Raw genomic sequence first — 19,569 nt, forward strand, 5'->3', positions numbered from 1 at the left:
GGGGATGTGTGCCTTCGGCTGCATACCTTGACGAAGGATCAGAGCGCCGCGTACGCCTCGACCCAGTCCTCCGCACGCAGATCCCGCGGCAGCACGGGCGCCTGGGATCGTCGGCGTCGCCGGGCGATCTGATCGGCGAGCCGAGCCGGGACGCCGTTGCGGCGCAGGATCTCGGCGACCCCGCGGCCTCGGCTGCTGAAGACCTTCGCCACCCACGACTGGAAGTCGCGCAGGTCCCCCTCCGGCAGCAACGGAGCGGGCCGCCGGTCGATGAGCAGCAGTCCGCCGTCGACGTTCGGCCGCGGCCGGAACGCGGTCGACGGGACGCGCCGGTCGAGGGTGAAGGTGAACCACGGCCACCACTGCGCGGTGAGCTGGGTCGTGCCGCCGACGCCCGCGCGCTTGCGGGCGACCTCCCACTGGGTGAGGAGTACGGCATGGCGCCACGTCGTCGAGGCGAGCAGGTGGCGCAGGATCGGTGTGGTCAGGTGGAACGGGACGTTGGAGACGACGACCGCGCCCTGCGGTGGCGCGTGACGCAGGATGTCGCCCTCGGCGATGCACACGTGCGTACCGGTTCGTCGGCGCAGTTCGGCGGCCCGGAGGGAGTCGATCTCGACCCCCTCCAGCGGACGGCCCAGCTCGGCCAGCGCCAGGGTGACGGCACCGTTTCCGGTGCCCCACTCGACCAGCGGACCCCGCCGCTGCGAGACGAGATGGACGATCCGGTCGAGTACCGACCTGTCGGTGAGAAAGTTCTGGCCGAGCTCGTGCCGGCCAGGGCGTACGTCGGACATGGATGCTCCTCGAGAGACGAAGGAGCCGGGCGGCATGCGGGTAGCACTCGAGAGCCGCCCGGCAGGGTGCCAGGTGGCGGCGCGAATGCGACGAGTTTGTCTGTGAGATCCGCGCCGGTCAGCGGCGGCGGATCCGAACGATCATCGTCATGCAGCAGTTACCCATGGCGCTCACGCTAGCGAAGCAGCAGCTGTGCGCGCACACGGTTTAAACACCATGCCGAGGCGTCACTTCGGTCGTTCGAGGTGGCATCTTCTTGCCATCTCGACCGACGTAGGTGACGTCTCGGCCGACGTGGGTGCCTACTCGACGTGGTGGAGGCGGCGGGCGGCCTCGGCGGTGGAACCCGAGATCGACGGGTAGACCGTGAAGGTGTTGGCGATCTGGTCGACGGTGAGCCCGGTGGAGACGGCGAGGGTGATCGGGTGGATCAGCTCGGAGGCGCGGGGGCCGACGACGACGCCGCCGATGACGACGCCGGTGCCGGGGCGGGAGATGAGCTTCACGAAGCCGTCGGAGATGCCCTGCATCTTCGCCCGCGGGTTGCCCTTGAGGTCGAGGCGGAGGGTGTCGGCGACGACCTCGCCGGAGTCGACCTGCGCCTGCGAGTAGCCCACGGTGGCGATCTCCGGCGAGGTGAAGACGTTGGCCGCGACCTCCTTGAGGTCCATCGGGATGACCGCGTCGCCGAGGAAGTGGCGCATCGCGATCCGGCCGGCCATGGCGGCCGTCGAGGCGAGCATGAAGCCACCGGTGCAGTCGCCGGCTGCGTACACGCCGTAGGCGGAGCTGCGCGAGACCTTGTCGGTGCGGATGAACCCGCCCTCGTCGAGCTCGATGCCGGCCTCCTCGAGGCCGAGGCCCTCGGTGTTGGGGATCGAGCCGAGCGCGAGGATGCAGTGACTGCCGGTGACCTCGCGGCCATCGGTCAGCCTGACGGTGACGACGTCGCCCGAACGGGTCACCGACTCCATCCGCGACTTGCTGAGGATGTTCATCCCCTGCCGCTCGAGTACGTCCTGGAGGACCGTCGCCGCGTCCGCGTCCTCACCGGGGAGGACACGGTCGCGCGAGGAGACCAGGGTGACCTGGGCGCCGAGGTTGAGGTAGGCGTTGGCGAACTCCACACCCGTGACACCCGAGCCCACGACGATCATGTGCGAGGGCAGCTCGTCGAGGTCGTAGACCTGCTCCCAGGTCAGGATCCGCTCGCCGTCGGGCTGGGCGGTGGGCAGCACCCGCGGCCGGGCGCCGGTGGCGATCAGGACCGCGTCGTTCTCGATCGCCTCCTCGGTGCCGTCCTGGGCCCGGGTCGCGATCACCTGACGCTTGTCGGCGTCGATGCGCCCGGTGCCCTTGACGATGCGGATCCCGCGGCGGGTCAACCGGCTCTCGATGTCGCTCGACTGCGCGAGCGCGAGCGACTTCACCCGCTTGTTGACCAGACCGAGGTCTGCGTAGAGCTCGGTGGCCGGGTCGCCGTGGTGGTCGCGGAAGTTGATGCCCAGGTCGCGGGCGAGCGTCATGTCCGACATCAGCTCGGAGGTGGCGATCAGGGTCTTGCTCGGCACGCAGTCGGTGAGCACCGCGCTGCCGCCGAGGCCGTCACGGTCGACGACCGTGACCTCCGCCCCGAGCTGCTGCGCGACCAGCGCCGCCTCGTATCCGCCAGGACCCCCACCAATGATCGTCACCCGCGCCATGGGCCGCATTCTTCCACGCGGTCTGGAGCGGCAGAGTCAGCCCATCGTCTTCTGACCGTCGATGGTCTCCCGGATGATGTCGGCGTGGCCGGCGTGCTGGGCCGTCTCGGCCAGGATGTGGGCGATGGCGCGGCGGTTGGACCACCGGGCAGAGGCCTCGAACCAGGGGGCCTCGGGGAGGGCATGGTCCGCGTCGAGGTCGACGGTCCGGATCAGCTCGTCGGTGGCGGCGGCCACGTCGTCGTACGCCTTGAGGACACCTTCGAGCGTCTCGTGCTCGGCGAGCACGAAGTCGGCGGCGAACTCGGCGTACTTCTCGGGAGTGAGCTCCTGCGCGACCGCTCCGCGGACGATGAAGTCGGCCCAGCCGCGCTCGACGGAGGCGACGTGCTTGACCAGACCGCCGAGACTGAGGACGGAGGCGGTCGGGGTGATCCGCGCCTGCTCGTCGGTCAGGTTGCGGACGGTGAAGCGGAGGAAGCCGCGGTGCTTCGCCAGGGTCTCGAGCAGGTCGGTGCGCTCGCGGGACGAGGTGGCGGTTGCGTTCATGACATGGACTCCTTGGTGGTGTTTCCCTCTGACACCTCCAACGCTATGAGCCCTTCAGGTCAGTTTCTGTCCGTATTCGGCGGGCACCCGAAAAGATTCGAGGACCATTACCCTGCTGGGATGACGAGCCCCGCGAACCCGACCCGCAGCGACGCGGTCCGCAACCGTGACCTCCTGGTCACCGCCGCCCGCGAGGTGCTCGCCGAGCAGGGTCTCGACGCGCCGATGTCGGCGGTCGCCAAGCGCGCCGGCGTCGGCCAGGGCACCCTCTACCGGCACTTCCCCGACCGTCTCGCCCTGGCCACGGCGGTGCTGGAGGAGAACGTACGCGACATCGAGCAGGTCGCGGCCCGCCCGGAAGCCACGCTGGCCGACGTGCTCGGCGTCGTCACCTGGCAGATGATCCACTCGACCGCCTTCCTCGGCATCATACGTTACGGCGGCGAGGAGTCCTCCCTCTTCCTGGCCGACCGCGTGCGCACCGCCGTCGACGGGCTCCCGAAGGGGGCCTACAGCACCGATGACCTCATGCTCGCCGTCGCGATGGTCTCCGGCGGGGTCCACGGCCCGACGCCGGAGGCGCGCGAGACCACCGCCCGCCGGGCGTGGGGGCTGCTCGGGATCGAGATCGGCTCGGTCGCGCCCGGCGTCTAGCCGGGTTCAGGCCGCCGACCAGCCGCCGTCGGAGGCGACCACGGCCCCGTTGATGTTCACCGAGTCGCGCGAGAGCAGGAAGGTGATCGACGCGGCGAGCTCCTCGGCGGTGGCGATCCCCGGGATCGCGACGCGCATCCCGGCCGTCCGGGACGAGCCGTAGGGCGCGCCCTCGGGCACGTGGATGCCGGTCGCGACCGCGCCGGGAGCGAGCGCGTTGATGCGCACCCCGGTCCCCGCATACTGGAACGCCGCCGACTTCGTCAGACCGACGAGGGCGTGCTTCGAGGTCGTGTACGCAGCACCGGCCGCCGAGCCGCGGAGTCCTGCCTCGGAGACGACGTTGACGATCCGACCCTCGCCCGCGGCGAGCATCCCGGGCAGCACCGCGCGCATCAGCCGCATCGGCCCGTCGACGTTGACCGAGAGGCAGCGCGCCCAGATCGTGTCGTCGATCTCGTGCGGCGCGGCGTCGTCGTCCATCACGCCGGCCACGTTGGCCAGCGCGTCAACCCGCTCTCCGGCCGCGGCCAGGACGGCCGCCGCGGTCTCGGGCGCGGTGATGTCCGCGGCCAGCGCGCTGAAGCCCGCCCCGAGCTCGGCCGCGGTCGCCGACAGTTTCTCGGCCGAGACGTCGATGCCGACCACCCGTCCGCCCTCGCCGACGATCCGGGCCGCGACCGCCTTCCCGATCCCACCCGCGGCCCCGGTGACGACCACCGTCTGACCCGCGAATCGGCCACCGGTGAGCACCTCGGCCCAGGGCTGGGGCGAGCCGATCTCGACCCCCAGGTCGACGGCCGGCCCCGCGGCCGCGACAGCCGGAGCGGCCTCGACCGTCGGCACCCCCTCCGGGATCACGCCGGTCTCGGCGACACCGACCAGCAGCCCGACGACCTCGGCCGGGAACCTGCCACCGGACATCTCGACGAGCTTGTCCAGCGGCAGCCCGAGCGCCGGCGCGAGCGCCTCCTCGGTGCCGCCGCCGGCCGCGATGATGCCGCGCAGGACTCTCCCGGCCACCGGATGGGCCAGGAAGCTGCGTACGGGCGAGGAGGGGGTGAGGGTCGACATGGCGGCGGCCTTTCGTCGGAGCGATCCGGACACGCTTGTCCGTTTCGGCTATCGTAGCCCCGAACTGCCGCTCGGGGCACTTCGCGACCCTCGCCGGCGCTCCGGGCTCCCACCCCACGAGAGGAGCCGCGCCATGACCCTGCCGCGCTGCCAGAACCCGGTCACCCACGAGCGCGCCGTCGAGATCAGCGAGCGCTACACCGCCGAGCGCGAGCGCCGGGTGCGTCCCGACGGGACCGCGCAGTATCGGCCGGCCGCGGCCGAGTTCGGCTACTTCGCCGAGGACCCCTACACCGCGCGCGCCGAACGCGAGCCGGTCCGTGACGTGGTCGATGTCGCGGTCGTCGGCGGTGGCTTCGGCGGCATCCTCGCCGGCGCGCGGCTGCGCCAGCAGGGCATCGGATCGGTGCGCGTGGTCGAGAAGGGCGGCGACTTCGGCGGCACCTGGTACTGGAACCGCTACCCCGGCATCCACTGCGACATCGACGCGGCCGTCTACCTGCCGCTGCTCGAGGAGACCGGGTACGTCCCGCGATGGAAGTACGCCCCCGGCGAGGAGATCCGACAGCACGCCGTGCGCATCGCCGAGAAGTTCGACCTCTACGAGGGCGCGCTCTTCTCGACCGCCGTGACCTCGCTGACCTGGGACGACGCCGACCAGCGCTGGCTGGTGACCACCGACCGCGGCGACGAGTTCCGAGCGACGTACGTCATCACGGCGACCGGCACGCTGACCGAGCCGAAGCTGCCCGGCATCCCCGGGATCGAGTCGTTCACGGGTCACACCTTCCACACCTCGCGCTGGGACTACGGCTACACCGGCGGCACCCCCGAGGGCGGCATGACCGGCCTCGCCGACCGGAAGGTCGGCATCGTGGGCACCGGTGCGACCGGCATCCAGGCGGTGCCGAAGCTCGCCGAGGACGCCGAGCACCTCTACGTCTTCCAGCGCACGCCCTCCACGGTCGGCGTACGCGGCCAGCGCCCGCTCACCGCCGCCGACCTCGGCGCGGACCGCCCGGGCTGGGCCACCGAGCGCCGCGAGAACTTCCTGCGGCTCGTCTCCGGCGAGGCCGTCCCGGGCGTCGACGAGGATCTCGTCGACGACGCCTGGACCGAGTCCGCGGCCCTGCTCGAGAAGCTGCTGCCCAGCTTCCGCCGCGACTTCGAGCCGAGCTTCGAGGCCGCGTACGAGGACCTCGACCACGCCACGATGGAACGGATCCGCGCCCGCGTCACCGAGATCGTCGAGGATCCGGGGACCGCGTCGGCGCTCCAGCCCTGGTATCGCTATGCCTGCAAGCGGCCGACGTTCTCCGACACGTATCTGCCGGCGTTCAACCGCGACAACGTCACCCTCGTCGACACCGCCGACTCCCACGGCATCGAGCGGATGACCGAGCGCGGCGTGGTCGTGGGCGGGGTCGAGTACGAGATCGACGCTCTGGTCTTCGCGACCGGGTTCTCCGTCGGCGTCTCGGGGATCACCTCGGGCAGGCTGCCGGTGACCGGTCGCGGCGGGCTCCAGCTCCTCCACGCCTGGGCGACCGAAGGGCCGCGCAGCCTCCACGGCTTCGCGTCCCACGGCTTCCCCAACCTCCTCAAGATGGGCTCGCTCCACAACGCCAACAGCGTGAACTTCAGCCACATCCTCGACGAGCAGGCCGTCCACGCCGCGGCTCTCATCGCCGCCGCCGAGACCCGCGGCGCTCTCGTCGAGCCGTCCCGCGAGGCCGAGGACGCCTGGGCCCGCCGACTCGCCGAGGGCGCCCCGCAGCACGCGTGGTTCCACGCCGAGTGCACGCCGGGCTACTACAACGCCGAGGGCAGGGGTCGCCCCGACGTCCCCACTGGCTACCCCGGCTCCGCCGTCGCCTTCCACGAGGAGCTCCGCGTCTGGCGCGAGACCTCCGTCGACGAGGCGCTCGGCTCCCGCGCCTGACCCGGAGACGCGACGAGGCCCGGACCCGCAGCTGCGGACCCGGGCCTCGTACGTCGGATCAGAGGTTGATCATGTGACCCGCGATGCCGTGGATGGCCTCCTTGACGGCCTCGGAGAGGGTCGGGTGCGCGAAGATGTTGCGCCCGATCTCGTCGGCGGTGAGGTCCCACTGCTGCGCGAGGGTCAGCGCCGGGAGCTGCTCGGTGACGTCGGGACCGATCAGGTGGGCGCCGAGGAGCTCGTTGTGCTCGGCGTCGGCGACGATCTTCACGAAGCCGACCGCGTCGCCCAACCCCATCGCCTTGCCGTTGGCCGAGAACGGGAACTTCGCCGTCTTGACGTCGTAGCCCTTCTCCTTGGCCTGCTCCTCGGAGTAGCCGAAGGAGGCGATCTGAGGCTGGCAGTAGGTCGCCCGCGGCACCATGTCGAAGTTGATCTCCATGGTCTCGGCCCCGGCGATGGTCTCGGCGGCGACGATGCCCATGGCCTCGGCCACGTGGGCGAGCATGAACTTCCCGGTGCAGTCACCGATGGCGTACACGTTCTCGACGTTGGTGCGGCCGCGGCCGTCGATCGCGATGGCCTTGCGGTCGGTCAGCTCGATGCCGACGTTCTCGAGGCCGTAGCCCTCCACCCGCGGCGCGAAGCCGAAGGCGGCCAGGAACTTGTCGGCCTCGATGACGGTCTCTTCGCCCCCGGCGGCCGGCGCGACGGTCACCTTGACGCCCGAGCCGGTGTCCTCGACGCCCTTGACGGCGGTCGAGGTGAGCACGTTGACGCCCAGCTTCTTGTAGTGCTTCGCCAGCTCCTTGGACACCTCGGCGTCCTCAGTGGGCACCATCCGGTCGAGGAACTCGACGATGGTGACGTCGACACCGAAGTTCTTCAGGACGTACGCGAACTCCACACCGATCGCGCCGGAGCCGCCGATCACGATGGACTTCGGCAGGTTGGCGTCGAGGATCTGCTCCTCGTAGGTGACGATGTTCTGGCCGTTCGGCACGACGCCCGGGACGCTGCGGACCGTGGCGCCGGTGGCGATGATCAGGTTGTCGAAGGTGTAGTCGGTGTTCGCACCGTCCTTCGCGACCGTGATCGACTTCGGACCGGTCAGCGTGCCCCAGCCGTCGATCTCGGTGATCTTGTTCTTCTTCATCAGGAAGTGGACGCCCTTGACGATCCCGGCGCTCACCTGGCGGGAGCGCGCGTGGGTCGTGGAGAACTCGAGGTGGGCGTCACCGACGATCCCGAACTTCTGCTTCTCCTTCGGGTCGTTCAGCGTGTGGGCCAGCTCCGCGTTCTTCAGCAGCGCCTTGGACGGGATGCACCCGACGTTGAGACAGACACCGCCCCAGTACTTCTCTTCGACGACGGCGACGGACTTGCCGAGCTGAGCGGCACGGATGGCGGCGACGTAGCCACCAGGGCCAGCGCCGAGGACGAGAACATCAAAGTGGGTCACGCGGTCAAGGGTAGTCCGGCAATACCAGATAGATCCCAAGCGGGTGAGGACTGGGCGGTAACCTCGTGACCTGTGACTCTCTACGCGGCCTATGGCGTCAATCTCGACCCGGCGTTGATGAGCGAGCGGTGCCCGCATTCGCCGTTGCGTACGACCGGGTGGCTGGGCGGTTGGCGGCTCACCTTCGGGGGCGAGGACAACGTGCTCGGCGACGGACCGACGGCCACGATCGTCCAGGACCCGTTCGAGCAGGTCTTCGTCGCGGTCTACGACGTCGTGGACCAAGACATGGAAGCGCTGGAGAAGTGGGAACTGGCCGACATCGGCCTCTACTTCAAGACCAAGGTGCGGATCTCCGCTCTCGCCGAGGATCTCCTCTGCGAGACCTACGTCCTGGACACGTACGAGGGTGGCATCCCGGACGCCCGCCAGCTGGGCGCGCTGGCCGACGCCGCCGAGGCGGCCGGGGCGCCGGCCGACTACGTGCACGCGATACGTACGCGGCCCTGCCGGTCCAACGACTGAGCCGGTCCGGTCAGGTCTAAACTCAGCGAGTGACCACGCCTTACGAACTCGCCAAGGAAGCCGCCTCCGCTCTCGCGGAGAAGACCGGCGTCGAGAAGCACGACATCGCGCTGGTGCTGGGCTCGGGCTGGCTGCCCGCAGCCGACGCGCTCGGCGAGGACTACACCGAGATCGCCACCACCGACCTGCCCGGCTTCAGCGCCGCCGCGGTCGCCGGTCACAGCGGCAAGATCCGCTCGATCCGGTCGGCGAGCGGTCGCAACCTGCTGGTCTTCCTCAGCCGTACGCACTACTACGAGGGCAAGGGCGTCGCCGCGGTCGTGCACCCGATCCGCACGGCGGCCGCGGCCGGCTGCTCGACGATGGTGCTCACCAACGGCTGCGGCGGGCTCAACCCGTCCTGGTCGCCGGGCACCCCGGTCCTGATCAAGGACCACATCAACCTCACCGCCACCTCTCCGCTGGTCGGCGCCAACTTCGTCGACCTCACCGACCTCTACTCCTCGCGCCTGCGAGGGCTGGCGAAGCAGGTCGACTCCTCCCTGGACGAGGGCGTGTACGTCCAGTTCCCCGGTCCCCACTACGAGACCCCGGCCGAGGTGAAGATGGCCGGCATCATCGGCGGTGACCTGGTCGGCATGTCGACCACCCTCGAGGCGATCGCGGCCCGCGAGGCGGGGATGGAGATCCTCGGGATCTCGCTCGTCACCAACCTCGCCGCCGGCATCTCTGACCAGCCGCTCGATCACGCCGAGGTCCTCGAGGCCGGCCGGAACGCCGCGACCCGGATGGGCGCGCTTCTCGGCGATCTGTTGCCCAAGATCTGAGTCACCGCTTGGTTCGTCGCTTGCCGCGGGATCGTTCTTCGGGGTTGGTCTGGGCCGCCGACCCGATCTCGAGTGTTTCTCGACCTGCCCCGGAGTAAAGGACGGCCTACGGCCGCCGGCTGCGCCGGTCGCCTTCGGCGATCCTTGACACCGGACCATGTCGAGAAAGATTTGGCTGGCTATCGGGGCGGCGGCCCGGGTGTGGTCGCTAGGTGCTGGCTCCTCCGGAGGTAGCCGATTCCGGGGTGAAAGAAAATTCTCTTTCACCTCCAACCCGGCCCCTCCGGCGAGGGGTGTCCGAGCCCGAACGAAAATTCGTTCACCACACAGGCCAGCCACCCTTCCCAAGCGCGTGCCCAACCCAATCTCCCGCACCAAACCCCTGCCGCCGGCCCGATAACCAGCCAAATCTTTCTCGGCGACGGCCGGTGTCAAGGACCGCGAAGCGGCCGGCGAAGCCGGCGGCCGAAGGCCGTCCTTTACTCCGGACGCCGCCGAGAAGACCCTCCAAGAAAGGGTCGGCGGCAAACACCAGCCACCAAAACACAGTCCGAACAAGGCCAAATCACCGCGGCCCAACCGACCCGGTGCCTGATCTTCGATCTTCCGGCACCCGATGACCTAGGGTCAGATCATGGTCCCCACAGATCGATCTGCGCTCGTCGTCCGGGCCCGGGAATGGCTTGCCGATGACCCGGATGCACAGACCCGAGCAGAGCTCGAGAGCCTCCTGACCTCCACCGCTCCGGAGGCGACGGCCGAGCTGGCCGACAGGTTCTCGGGCATGCTGCAGTTCGGCACCGCCGGGCTGCGGGGCGCGCTCGGAGCCGGGCCCAACCGGATGAACCGGGTGGTCGTGATCAAGGCCGCCGCGGGGCTGGCGCGTTACCTGCTCGCGACCGGCGCGCAGGGTCCGGTGGTGATCGGCTACGACGCCCGGCACAACTCCGACGTCTTCGCACAGGACACTGCCCAGGTGATGACCGGAGCGGGCCTCCACGCGTTGGTGATGCCGCGCTCGCTGCCGACCCCGGTGCTGGCGTACGCCGTCAAGGCGCTGGACGCAAGCGCCGGTGTGATGGTGACGGCCAGCCACAACCCGCCGCAGGACAACGGCTACAAGGTCTACCTCGGTGACGGGTCGCAGATCGTGCCGCCGGCCGACGTCGAGATCGCGAAGCGGATCGCGGCGGTCGACAAGGTGAGCTCGGTCCCGCAGGGTCCGGCCGGCCAGACGATCAGCGAGGACCTCGTCGACAGCTATCTCGACACGGTCGTCGGGCTCCTCGCCGAAGGCGGCCCGCGCGACCTCGAGACCGTCTACACGCCGCTGCACGGTGTCGGCGGCGACCTGGTGCACCTGGCGATGAAGTTCGCCGGTTTCCCCGAGCCGTTCGTGGTCAAGGAGCAGGAGCGGCCCGACCCCGACTTCCCGACCGTCGCCTTCCCCAACCCCGAGGAACCCGGCGCGATGGACCGGGCGATGGCGCTGGCGAGCAAGAAGGGCGCCGATCTGGTCATCGCCAACGACCCCGACGCCGACCGCTGCGCCGCCGCCATCCCGGTCGGCAAGAAGTGGCGGATGCTGTCCGGTGACGAGGTCGGCGCGCTGCTGGCGACCCACCTGATCCGCAAGGGCGTGAAGGGGACGTACGCCTCCTCGATCGTCTCCTCGTCGTTGCTCGGCAAGATCGCCGCGGCCGCCGGGCAGGCGTACGCCGAGACGCTCACCGGCTTCAAGTGGATCTCCCGCGCACCCGGGCTCGCGTTCGGCTACGAGGAGGCGCTGGGCTACTGCGTCGACCCCGAGCACGTACGCGACAAGGACGGCATCTCGGCGCTGCTGCTCCTGTGCGAGCTGGCCGCGTCGCTGAAGGCGGAGGGTCGTGACCTGGCCGACCTGCTCGACGAGCTCGCGGTCGAGCACGGCCTGCACGCCACCACCCAGCTCTCCATCCGGCTCGAGGACCCGGCTCAGATCGCGGGCGCGATGCAGCGTCTCCGTGACCGGCCGGTGACCGCCCTGGCCGGGGCCGCCGTGCAGCAGCTCGACGACCTCACGACCGGTATCGGCGGTCTGCCGCCGACCGACGGGATCCGCTATCAGCTGGCCGGCGGGTCACGCGTGATCGTGCGGCCGAGCGGCACCGAGCCCAAGATCAAGTGCTACCTCGAGGTCGTCGAGCCGGTCGGCTCGCCGGAGGCGCTGACGCAGGCCCGTACGGACGCCGAGATCGCCCTCGGCGCGCTCAAGGTCGACATCCGCGCCGCCCTCGGCGTCTAGCCTCCCGGCTGGCTCGACCGGCGTTGTCAGACCGGCGTCGTCAGACCAGGAGCAGGACCACGAAGGCGACGGCCACGACGCCGGTGACCACGATCAGCGGCCAGTCCCAGCTGCGGCGTACGTCCTCGGCGAGGGCGAACTGCTCGTCGGAGTCGCGCTTGATCCGGCGCCGGTCGCGGGCATCCTGGGCCAGCGCGTTGAGCCGGTCCTCGATGAAGTCGGCGTGGTTGCTCAGCGGCTTGTGGTCGCGCTTGGTGCCCTTGATCGCCTCCCGCATCGGACGCCCGACGGCGCCGCTGACGTAGGTGCGGCCGCCCGCGTAGGCGCCGAGGGTGCGGCCGACCGAGACGCTCTCCAGAGCGGCCATCGGGAAGCGCACCGTCGAGAACAGGTGGTGGAGCACGAAGTCGCCCTCGCTGACCCCGACCTTGGTGCGGATGAACGCGGCGTACGCGACCAGCGCGAAGAGCACCCCGCCGGCCGTCGTCTCGGGGTGCCAGCCGGTGACGGCATCGATCACGATGACCGCGACCGCGCCCCCTGCCGCAAGGAGTCCCCACGTGGTGCTGCTGGAGTTGCGGAACCACTCCTCGGGCTGATCTTCGTTCACGGCGCAAACCTTAGCCTTCGCGAGGTAGATGCATATGCTGAGCCTGTGCCTACCCCCGCAGAGATCGCGAAGCTGATCGATCACACCCTCCTCAAGCCCGAGGCGACCCGCGCCGACGTCGACGCGCTGATCGCTGAGGCCGCCGAGCTCGGCACCTACTCGGTGTGCGTCTCGCCGTCGATGCTCCCGGTCACGGTCCCGGACGGCCTGAAGGTCGCCGTGGTCTGCGGCTTCCCCAGCGGCAAGCACCTGTCCACGGTCAAGGCCGCCGAGGCCGCGGCCGCGGTCGAGGCCGGCGCCGACGAGATCGACATGGTGATCGACATCGGTGCCGCGAAGGAGAAGCGCTACGCCGACGTGGAGGCCGACATCGCCGCCGTGCGTGCCGCGGCTCCGGCCCCGACGGTGCTGAAGGTGATCATCGAGTCCGCCGCGCTGGCCGACGACGAGATCGTGGGCGTCTGTCAGGCCGCCGTCAACGCCGGCGCGGACTTCGTGAAGACCTCGACCGGCTTCCATCCGGCCGGTGGCGCGACGGTCGAGGCGGTCGCGCTCATGCGCAAGACCGTGGGACCCGACCTGGGCGTCAAGGCGTCCGGCGGTGTCCGCACCAGGGAGCAGGCCGAGGCCATGATCGCCGCCGGCGCGACCCGCCTGGGCGTGTCCGGATCGCGGGCTCTGCTCTCCGGCGCGGCGCCGACAGCGGGCTACTGACGTCGCCGACTGAAAGAAAAGTTTCTTTCACGGGATAATCATCTTCCGTGCATGCTCAGGTCATCGTCCTCGCCGGTCCCTCAGGAGCCGGCAAGTCCCGCCTGGCCGAGCGGCTGGGCCTCCCGGTCCTAAGATTGGACGACTTCTACAAGGACGGCTCCGACCCCTCGCTCCCCCGGATCACCGAGGGCCCCAACGCCGGTCTCGTCGACTGGGACCACCCCGACTCCTGGCATCCCGATGACGCGATGAAGGCGATCACGGCGCTCTGCGAGACGGGAACCGCCGACGTACCCGTCTACGACATCGCCCACGACGGCCGCACCGGCTGGCAGTCGCTGACCCGCGGGGACGCGCCCTTCTTCGTCGCCGAGGGGATCTTCGCCCAGGACATCGTGGCCGAGTGCCGCGAGGCGGGCCTGCTGGCCGCCGCCTACTGCGTCACCCACTCACCGACGGTGACCTTCTGGCGCCGGCTCACCCGCGATCTCCGCGAGCGCCGCAAACCACCGTTCGTGCTGGTCAAGCGGGGCCTGGCGCTGATGCGCGCACAGCCGCAGGTCGTCGCGGACGCGGTCGCCAAGGGCTGCACCGCCGTCTACCCGAAGCACGGCTACGTCGCCATCGGACGCCTCACAGGGCCGCGTACGCGTCCTTGATCTCGTGGATCAGGTCGACCCGCTCGTCGTAGGGCAGGAACGCGGACTTCATCGCGTTGGTCGTCAGCCGCTGGAGCTCGGGCAGCCCCCAGCCGAAGGCCTCCACGATGCCGGCCATCTCCGCCGACATCGAGGTCCGTGACATCAGTCGGTTGTCGGTGTTGATGGTGACTCGGAACCCGAGGTCGTAGAGCAACCCGATCGGGTGCTCGGCGATCGACTTCGCCGCCCCGGTCTGCACGTTGGAACGAGGACAGAGCTCGAGCGGGATCCGCCGGTCCCGGACGTACGCAGCGAGCCGGCCGAGCCGCGGCGCCTCGCCCTCCTCGAGCGTGATGTCGTCGACGATGCGTACGCCGTGCCCGAGCCGGTCGCAGCCGCAGGGGTGCACCGCCTCCCAGATCGAGGGCAGCCCGAAACCTTCGCCGGCGTGGATGGTGAAGCGCATGTTGTCGGCGGCGAGCTGCTCGAACGCCGCCAGGAAACGGCTCGGCGGGAAGCCCTTCTCAGGTCCCGCGATGTCGAAACCGGCGACGCCGCGGTCGCGCCAGGCGACCGCGAGATCGGCGATCTCGGTGGCATGGGCGGCCTGCCGCATGGCGGTGAGCAGCTGGCGTACGACGATCTTCCGACCGCTCGCCTCGACCCTCGCCGTGCCCTCGTCGAACCCGGTCTGGACTGCCGCGACGACTTCCTCCAGCTCGCCACCGTTGGCCAGGTGCAGCTCCGGTGCCCAGCGGACCTCGGCGTAGACGACGCCGTCCTCGGCGAGGTCCTCGACGCACTCCCGAGCCACCCTCGTCAGCGCGGGCAGCGTCTGCATGACCGCCAGCGTGTGCGCGAAGGTGTCGAGGTAGCGCTCCAGCGACCCCGAGTCCGCGCTGGTCACGAACCATTCCTCCAGCGCGACCGGATCGTCCTGGGTCCCCTCCGGCAGCTGGTGACCCACCTCAGCGGCGAGCTCGACGAGTGTCGAGGGACGTACGCCACCGTCGAGGTGGTCGTGGAGCAGCACCTTCGGGGCGGCCTTGATCTGCATGTCGGACGGTTCCATGGGCCCATTATTCCGTATGCCGCTAGATTCCGGGGGTGCGTACATTCACCACTCTCCAAGAAGTCTCCGACGCCGCAGGCACCGAGATCGGCACCGGCGAATGGCTCCAGGTCGACCAGGACCGCGTCAACGCCTTCGCTGACGCCACCGGCGACCACCAGTGGATCCACGTCGACGAGGAGCGGGCCAAGGAGGGTCCCTTCGGGGGCACCATCGCCCACGGCTACCTGACGCTGTCGCTGATCCCCTACCTCGGTGTCAGTGTCTACTCGCTCGAGACTCCCGGCGCGAAGCTCAACTACGGCCTCAACAAGGTCCGGTTCCCCACCCCGGTCCTGGTCGGCTCCCGCATCCGTCCGGTCATCACCTTCGGCGAGGTCACCGAGCTCCCCACCGGCCTCCAGCTCGTCGTGAAGACCACGATCGAGATCGAGGGCTCCGCCAAGCCGGCATGTGTCGCCGAGTCGGTCGTACTCCTGCTGGAGGCCTGAGCCCCGCTCAGGAGTAGTCGGCCCACAGACGCTGGGTCGTGCCGTCGACGGTCATCTCGCCGCCATAGGGCACGATCCACTGCGGTCGGGTGTGCCCGAACGGTGGGCCGACGACGACCACCGCGTCGGGGTTGTAGCGAGCGACGGTCTCGATCGCCGCGTCGCGCTGCTCGGAGCGCTTGGTGGCGCGCTCCTCGGCGCTCGGGCGGCGCTCGAAGTCGGAGGTCGGCGGGCGGGCGACGATCACCGCGTCGATCGCCTCGAGCAGCCCGCGCTCGCCCAGCGAGCGCGCGATCCAGCCGAACTCCTGCGCCGGGATGAGCTCCTCGGAGGTCTCCAGCAGGAGTACGCCGCCCGCCACCACCCCCGGGTCGGCCGGGAAGCGTCCGGCGGTGAGCGCCCACTGGAGGATCTCGATGCAGCCGCCCCAGGTGCGACCGGTCACCTCGCGGGCCGGCCCGGCCCAGGTCCACGGCTCGGTCGCCTCACGCTCGCCGTACTCGGACAGCGCGCGCGGGTCGTTCCAGTCGTGGCCGATGTCCTCGGACTCCCCGGGCTCGGTGATCTCGAGTCGCTCGCCGGTCAGCAGCGCCGCCTTCAGCGAGGCCTCGTGGATCGGGTCGAGACCCGGGCCCGGCCCGAGGTGGACCTGGGTCGAGCCGCCGTGGAAGGCCGCGACGCCGTTGGTCCACAGCCAGTTGAGCAGGTTGGTGTTGTCGCTGTAGCCGAGGAACGGCTTCGGGTCCTGACGGACCAGATCCGCGTCGAGGTGCGGGATCACGGTGATCTGGTCCTCGCCCCCGATGGTGGCCAGCACCGCCCGGATCTCCGGATCGCCGAACGCGGCATTGAGGTCGGCCGCGCGCTCCTGCGGCGGCGCACCGACCTTCCGGGTCGTCGGATACTCCACCGGCACCAGCCCGGTCGTCTCGGTCAACCGCGTCAGGGCCTGCTCGTGGATCGCGGGGCCCACCCCCGGCGCGGCGAACGAGGGTGACAGGACCGCGACCTTGTCGCCCGCGACGGCCTTGGGTGGCTTGACGATCTTCATGGGTGAAGTCTGGCCTCTGGCTGTCCCACGGGGCGACTGGTTATCGCCCGCCCTCCGCTGGTCGAGCCGGATTCGTGAGGGACGAACGAATCCGTGTCGAGACCAACACGGTGCCCTCCGCGCTCGATGGGACTGTGTTGGTCTCGACACGCTCGACCGGCGGCTAGCCGATCCGGTCGAGGATCAGCGGCGTCGCCTCGTACGCAGCCCCGTCCCCGATCTCGTAGCCACCCTCCAGCGCGGCGAGCGCGCGGTCGAAGCGCTCAGGGGTGTCGGTGTGCAGCGTGAACAGCGGCGCCCCGGCAGCGACCGAGTCGCCCGGGCGAGCGTGCCAGGTGACGCCGGCCCCGGCCTGGACGGCGTCCTCCTTGCGCTCCCGCCCGGCGCCGAGGCGCCAGGCCGCGAGCCCGACGGCCATCGCGTCGAGCCGGGTGAGCACCCCGGACGAGGACGCGGTGACCACATGGGTCTCGCGCGCGACCGGCAGCGGCGCCGAGGGGTCTCCGCCCTGCGCCGAGATCATCGCCCGCCAGGCGTCCATGGCCCCGCCGGAGGCGAGTACGTCGGCGGGGTCCGGGCCGGACACACCGGCCGCGGCCAGCATCTCCCGCGCCAGCGCGACGGTGAGCTCGACGACGTCGGCGGGCCCGCCGCCGGCCAGGACCTCGACCGACTCGGTGACCTCGATCGCGTTGCCGGCGGTCAGACCGAGCGGGGTGGCCATGTCGGTCACGAGCGCGACCGTGTTGACGCCCGCGTCCGTCCCGAGGTCGACCATGGTGCGCGCCAGCTCTTGCGCGGAGGTGAGCGTCTTCATGAACGCCCCGGCGCCGACCTTGACGTCGAGCACCAGTGCCCCGGTGCCCTCGGCGATCTTCTTGGACATGATCGAGGAGGCGATCAGCGGGATCGACTCGACGGTGCCGGTGACGTCGCGCAGCGCGTAGAGCTTGCGGTCGGCCGGGGCCAGCCCCTCGCCGGCCGCACAGATCACCGCGCCGACGGAACCGAGCTGGGCCAGCATCTCCTCGTTGGACAGCGACGCGCGCCACCCGGGGATCGACTCGAGCTTGTCGAGCGTGCCGCCGGTGTGACCGAGCCCGCGGCCGGACAGCTGCGGCACCGCCACCCCGCACGCCGCGACCAGGGGCGCCAGCGGCAGCGTGATCTTGTCGCCCACGCCGCCGGTGGAGTGCTTGTCGGCGGTAGGCCGGTCCAGGGAGGAGAACGACATCCGCTCCCCCGAGGCGATCATCGCCGCGGTCCACCGCGCGATCTCGCGCCGGGACATCCCGTTGAGCAGGATCGCCATGTTGAGCGCCGACATCTGCTCCTCGGCGACCTCCCCGGCCGTGTAGGCCGCGATCATCCAGTCGATCTGCGAGTCGCTCAGCTCGCCACCGTCGCGCTTGGCGAGGATCACCTCGACCGCATCATGCTGTGACATGGGTACCACCCTAGGCATCAGGCCAGAGCCTCCGGCCCGAAGGCGTCCGGAAGGACCTCGGACATCGGCCGCACGCCCGAGACGGTCATCAGCAGCAGCTCCGGGCCGCCGTTCTCCCAGAGCAGCTGACGGCAACGGCCGCAAGGCATGATGACCTCGCCGGAGCCGTTGACGCAGACGACGTGGGTGAGGCGGCCGCCGCCGGTCATGTGCAGCGAGGAGACCAAGCCGCACTCGGCGCACAGCGTCACACCGTAGGCCGCGTTCTCCACGTTGCAGCCCTGGAGCAGGCGCCCGTCGTCCGCGTATCCGGCGACTCCGACGCGGAACTCGGAGTAGGGCGCGTACGCATGTTTTGCGGCCTCGACCGCCTGCGCGCGCAGGCCTTCCCAGTCAAAGCCCTCTGTGGCGTACGTCTGCTTCTCGGTCATGGTTCGACCTTAAAGCCTGTCCGGACAACCAAGCACAAGCCAGGAGGCTTAGGCTTCGTCGAGATCAAAAGTTGGTAACCGTTCGCGTAATCCCTGGCAATGCTCGGTCTTTGGGGAGAACGTTCGGACATGAATGTCCTTTGCGCCGCGCTTCGCGGAGCAACGACCTGGAGGCACCAGTGAAGAACACCATCAAGAAGGCCGCCGCCGGCGGCTTCGCCGCGGTCCTGACCGCTGCCGCGCTCGCCGCGTGCGGAGAGGCGCCGGCCGAGCGCGCTGGGGAGGGCAACAGCGACTACCTTCCCTGCATCGTCTCCGACGAAGGCGGGTTCGACGACAAGTCGTTCAACCAGCTCAGCTTCGAGGGCGTGAAGGAAGCCGCCGACGAGCTCGGCTCGAAGTTCAAGGACGTCGAGTCCAACAGCCCCAACGACTACACCTCCAACCTGGAGAGCCTGGTCGGACAGGGCTGCGACACCATCGTCACCGTCGGCTTCGCGCTCTCGGCCGCGACCATCGAGTCCGCCAAGGCCAACCCCGAGACCGAGTACGTCCTGATCGACGACGCGGCCGACGCCGACTTCGACGGCAAGACGGACGCGGAGAACATCAAGCCGATCCTCTACGACACCGCCCAGGCCGCGTTCCTGGCCGGCTACGTCGCCGCCGACTACACCAAGACCGGCGTCGTCGGCACCTACGGCGGCCAGCCGTTCCCGACCGTGACGATCTTCATGGACGGGTTCAAGCAGGGCGTCGAGTACTACGCGAAGACGAAGAACAAGGACGTCAAGGTCGTCGGCTACGAGGGCGGCGAGAAGGGCTCCTTCACCGGCGAGTTCGTGGCCAACGAGAAGGCCACCAACACCGCCCGCCAGATCATCGACCAGAACGCCGATGTGATCCTGCCGGTCGGCGGCCCGATCTACCAGGGTGCGCTCACCGCGATCGACGACTCCGGCAAGGACGTCGCCCTGATCGGTGTCGACGCCGACTTCTACGAGACCGACCCGAACACCCAGGACGTCGTGCTCACCTCCATCCTGAAGAACATGAAGACCTCCACCACGGACGTCATCCTCGCCGCGGGTGAGGACAAGTTCGACGCGACGCCGTACGTCGGCACGCTCGAGAACGACGGGGTCGGCCTGGCGCCGTTCCACAACTTCGAGTCGAAGGTCTCCGAGACCCTCCCCGACGAGATCGAGGAAGTCACCGCCGGCATCAAGGACGGCTCGATCAAGGTCAACTCCTACCTGGCCGAATGATCTAGCTCTCACGAGCAGTGCGAGGG

19 protein-coding genes are annotated in these 19,569 nt (G+C 69.9%); 9 read left to right on the forward strand and 10 right to left on the reverse strand.

Translation table 11 applies throughout. The annotated features are described in order from the left end of the window. Positions 1 to 38: 38 nt before the first annotated feature. The 3 genes from erm to ACFU7D_RS19625 form a co-directional block, all read right to left on the reverse strand. Complete coding sequence (erm, locus tag ACFU7D_RS19615) at positions 39 to 797, reverse strand: 23S ribosomal RNA methyltransferase Erm (RefSeq protein ID WP_378870180.1); 759 nt, start codon at positions 795 to 797, stop codon at positions 39 to 41. A 303-nt stretch (positions 798 to 1,100) separates the two neighbouring features. Beyond that, positions 1,101 to 2,501 (reverse strand): NAD(P)H-quinone dehydrogenase, encoded by a 1,401-nt coding sequence (locus tag ACFU7D_RS19620; RefSeq protein ID WP_378727435.1) that lies wholly within the window; start codon positions 2,499 to 2,501, stop codon positions 1,101 to 1,103. A 36-nt stretch (positions 2,502 to 2,537) separates the two neighbouring features. Beyond that, complete coding sequence (locus tag ACFU7D_RS19625) at positions 2,538 to 3,050, reverse strand: DinB family protein (protein WP_378870183.1); 513 nt, start codon at positions 3,048 to 3,050, stop codon at positions 2,538 to 2,540. 120 nt (positions 3,051 to 3,170) lie between these two features. Here ACFU7D_RS19625 and ACFU7D_RS19630 point away from each other — a divergent pair, with 120 nt between their 5' ends. Continuing rightward, positions 3,171 to 3,704 (forward strand): TetR/AcrR family transcriptional regulator, encoded by a 534-nt coding sequence (locus ACFU7D_RS19630; protein WP_378870186.1) that lies wholly within the window; start codon positions 3,171 to 3,173, stop codon positions 3,702 to 3,704. 6 nt (positions 3,705 to 3,710) lie between these two features. Here the strand turns inward: ACFU7D_RS19630 and ACFU7D_RS19635 are convergent, their stop codons facing one another. After that, positions 3,711 to 4,778, reverse strand: coding sequence for an SDR family NAD(P)-dependent oxidoreductase (locus ACFU7D_RS19635; protein WP_378870189.1), 1,068 nt, complete (start codon positions 4,776 to 4,778; stop codon positions 3,711 to 3,713). A 133-nt stretch (positions 4,779 to 4,911) separates the two neighbouring features. Here ACFU7D_RS19635 and ACFU7D_RS19640 point away from each other — a divergent pair, with 133 nt between their 5' ends. Continuing rightward, positions 4,912 to 6,720, forward strand: coding sequence for a flavin-containing monooxygenase (locus ACFU7D_RS19640; RefSeq protein ID WP_378870192.1), 1,809 nt, complete (start codon positions 4,912 to 4,914; stop codon positions 6,718 to 6,720). A gap of 58 nt (positions 6,721 to 6,778) precedes the next feature. Here ACFU7D_RS19640 and lpdA read toward each other — a convergent pair whose 3' ends face one another. Continuing rightward, positions 6,779 to 8,182: a dihydrolipoyl dehydrogenase gene (gene lpdA / locus ACFU7D_RS19645; protein WP_378727443.1), complete on the reverse strand. Its 1,404-nt coding sequence runs from the start codon at positions 8,180 to 8,182 to the stop codon at positions 6,779 to 6,781. Positions 8,183 to 8,254: 72 nt separating this feature from the next. On the opposite strand from lpdA, the gene ACFU7D_RS19650 reads away from it, so the two are divergent. The 3 genes from ACFU7D_RS19650 to ACFU7D_RS19660 all read left to right on the forward strand — a co-directional run bounded on the left by ACFU7D_RS19650 (position 8,255) and on the right by ACFU7D_RS19660 (position 11,818). Next, entirely contained in the window at positions 8,255 to 8,707 is a 453-nt protein-coding gene (locus ACFU7D_RS19650) for a gamma-glutamylcyclotransferase family protein (protein WP_378727444.1), read from the forward strand. 29 nt (positions 8,708 to 8,736) lie between these two features. Next, positions 8,737 to 9,534, forward strand: a complete 798-nt coding sequence (locus tag ACFU7D_RS19655) for a purine-nucleoside phosphorylase (protein ID WP_378870195.1) — start codon at positions 8,737 to 8,739, stop codon at positions 9,532 to 9,534. A gap of 634 nt (positions 9,535 to 10,168) precedes the next feature. Continuing rightward, positions 10,169 to 11,818, forward strand: a complete 1,650-nt coding sequence (locus ACFU7D_RS19660) for a phospho-sugar mutase (protein ID WP_378870198.1) — start codon at positions 10,169 to 10,171, stop codon at positions 11,816 to 11,818. Positions 11,819 to 11,858: 40 nt separating this feature from the next. On the opposite strand, the gene ACFU7D_RS19665 is transcribed toward ACFU7D_RS19660, so the two are convergent. Continuing rightward, complete coding sequence (locus tag ACFU7D_RS19665) at positions 11,859 to 12,428, reverse strand: hypothetical protein (protein WP_378870201.1); 570 nt, start codon at positions 12,426 to 12,428, stop codon at positions 11,859 to 11,861. Between the two features lie 45 nt (positions 12,429 to 12,473). Here ACFU7D_RS19665 and deoC point away from each other — a divergent pair, with 45 nt between their 5' ends. Next, a complete protein-coding gene (gene deoC, locus ACFU7D_RS19670) occupies positions 12,474 to 13,142 on the forward strand; it encodes a deoxyribose-phosphate aldolase (RefSeq protein WP_378870204.1) in 669 nt (222 codons plus the stop codon). 47 nt (positions 13,143 to 13,189) lie between these two features. Beyond that, positions 13,190 to 13,801 carry a uridine kinase gene (locus ACFU7D_RS19675; RefSeq protein WP_378870207.1) on the forward strand — a complete coding sequence of 204 codons (612 nt, stop codon included), beginning with the start codon at positions 13,190 to 13,192 and terminating at the stop codon, positions 13,799 to 13,801. Here the strand turns inward: ACFU7D_RS19675 and ACFU7D_RS19680 are convergent. Beyond that, positions 13,776 to 14,855, reverse strand: a complete 1,080-nt coding sequence (locus ACFU7D_RS19680) for an adenosine deaminase (RefSeq protein WP_378870209.1) — start codon at positions 14,853 to 14,855, stop codon at positions 13,776 to 13,778. The genes ACFU7D_RS19675 and ACFU7D_RS19680 overlap by 26 nt on opposite strands. Before the next feature lie 35 nt (positions 14,856 to 14,890). On the opposite strand from ACFU7D_RS19680, the gene ACFU7D_RS19685 reads away from it, so the two are divergent. Continuing rightward, the gene (locus ACFU7D_RS19685) at positions 14,891 to 15,346 is read left to right on the forward strand and encodes a MaoC family dehydratase (RefSeq protein WP_091052783.1); all 456 of its coding nucleotides are present in this window, start codon (positions 14,891 to 14,893) and stop codon (positions 15,344 to 15,346) included. 7 nt (positions 15,347 to 15,353) lie between these two features. Here ACFU7D_RS19685 and ACFU7D_RS19690 read toward each other — a convergent pair whose 3' ends face one another. From ACFU7D_RS19690 to ACFU7D_RS19700, 3 genes are all read right to left on the reverse strand, one after another. Further along, positions 15,354 to 16,397, reverse strand: coding sequence for a S66 peptidase family protein (locus ACFU7D_RS19690; protein ID WP_378870211.1), 1,044 nt, complete (start codon positions 16,395 to 16,397; stop codon positions 15,354 to 15,356). A gap of 163 nt (positions 16,398 to 16,560) precedes the next feature. After that, positions 16,561 to 17,844, reverse strand: a complete 1,284-nt coding sequence (locus ACFU7D_RS19695) for a thymidine phosphorylase (RefSeq protein WP_378870214.1) — start codon at positions 17,842 to 17,844, stop codon at positions 16,561 to 16,563. A gap of 17 nt (positions 17,845 to 17,861) precedes the next feature. Beyond that, positions 17,862 to 18,275: a cytidine deaminase gene (locus tag ACFU7D_RS19700; protein WP_378870217.1), complete on the reverse strand. Its 414-nt coding sequence runs from the start codon at positions 18,273 to 18,275 to the stop codon at positions 17,862 to 17,864. Between the two features lie 179 nt (positions 18,276 to 18,454). Here ACFU7D_RS19700 and ACFU7D_RS19705 point away from each other — a divergent pair, with 179 nt between their 5' ends. Continuing rightward, entirely contained in the window at positions 18,455 to 19,543 is a 1,089-nt protein-coding gene (locus tag ACFU7D_RS19705) for a BMP family protein (RefSeq protein ID WP_378870219.1), read from the forward strand. Positions 19,544 to 19,569 lie beyond the last annotated feature (26 nt).

Origin of the sequence: Nocardioides sp. NPDC057577 (genome assembly GCF_042801335.1) — a bacterium.
Classification (GTDB): Bacteria; Actinomycetota; Actinomycetes; order Propionibacteriales; family Nocardioidaceae; genus Nocardioides.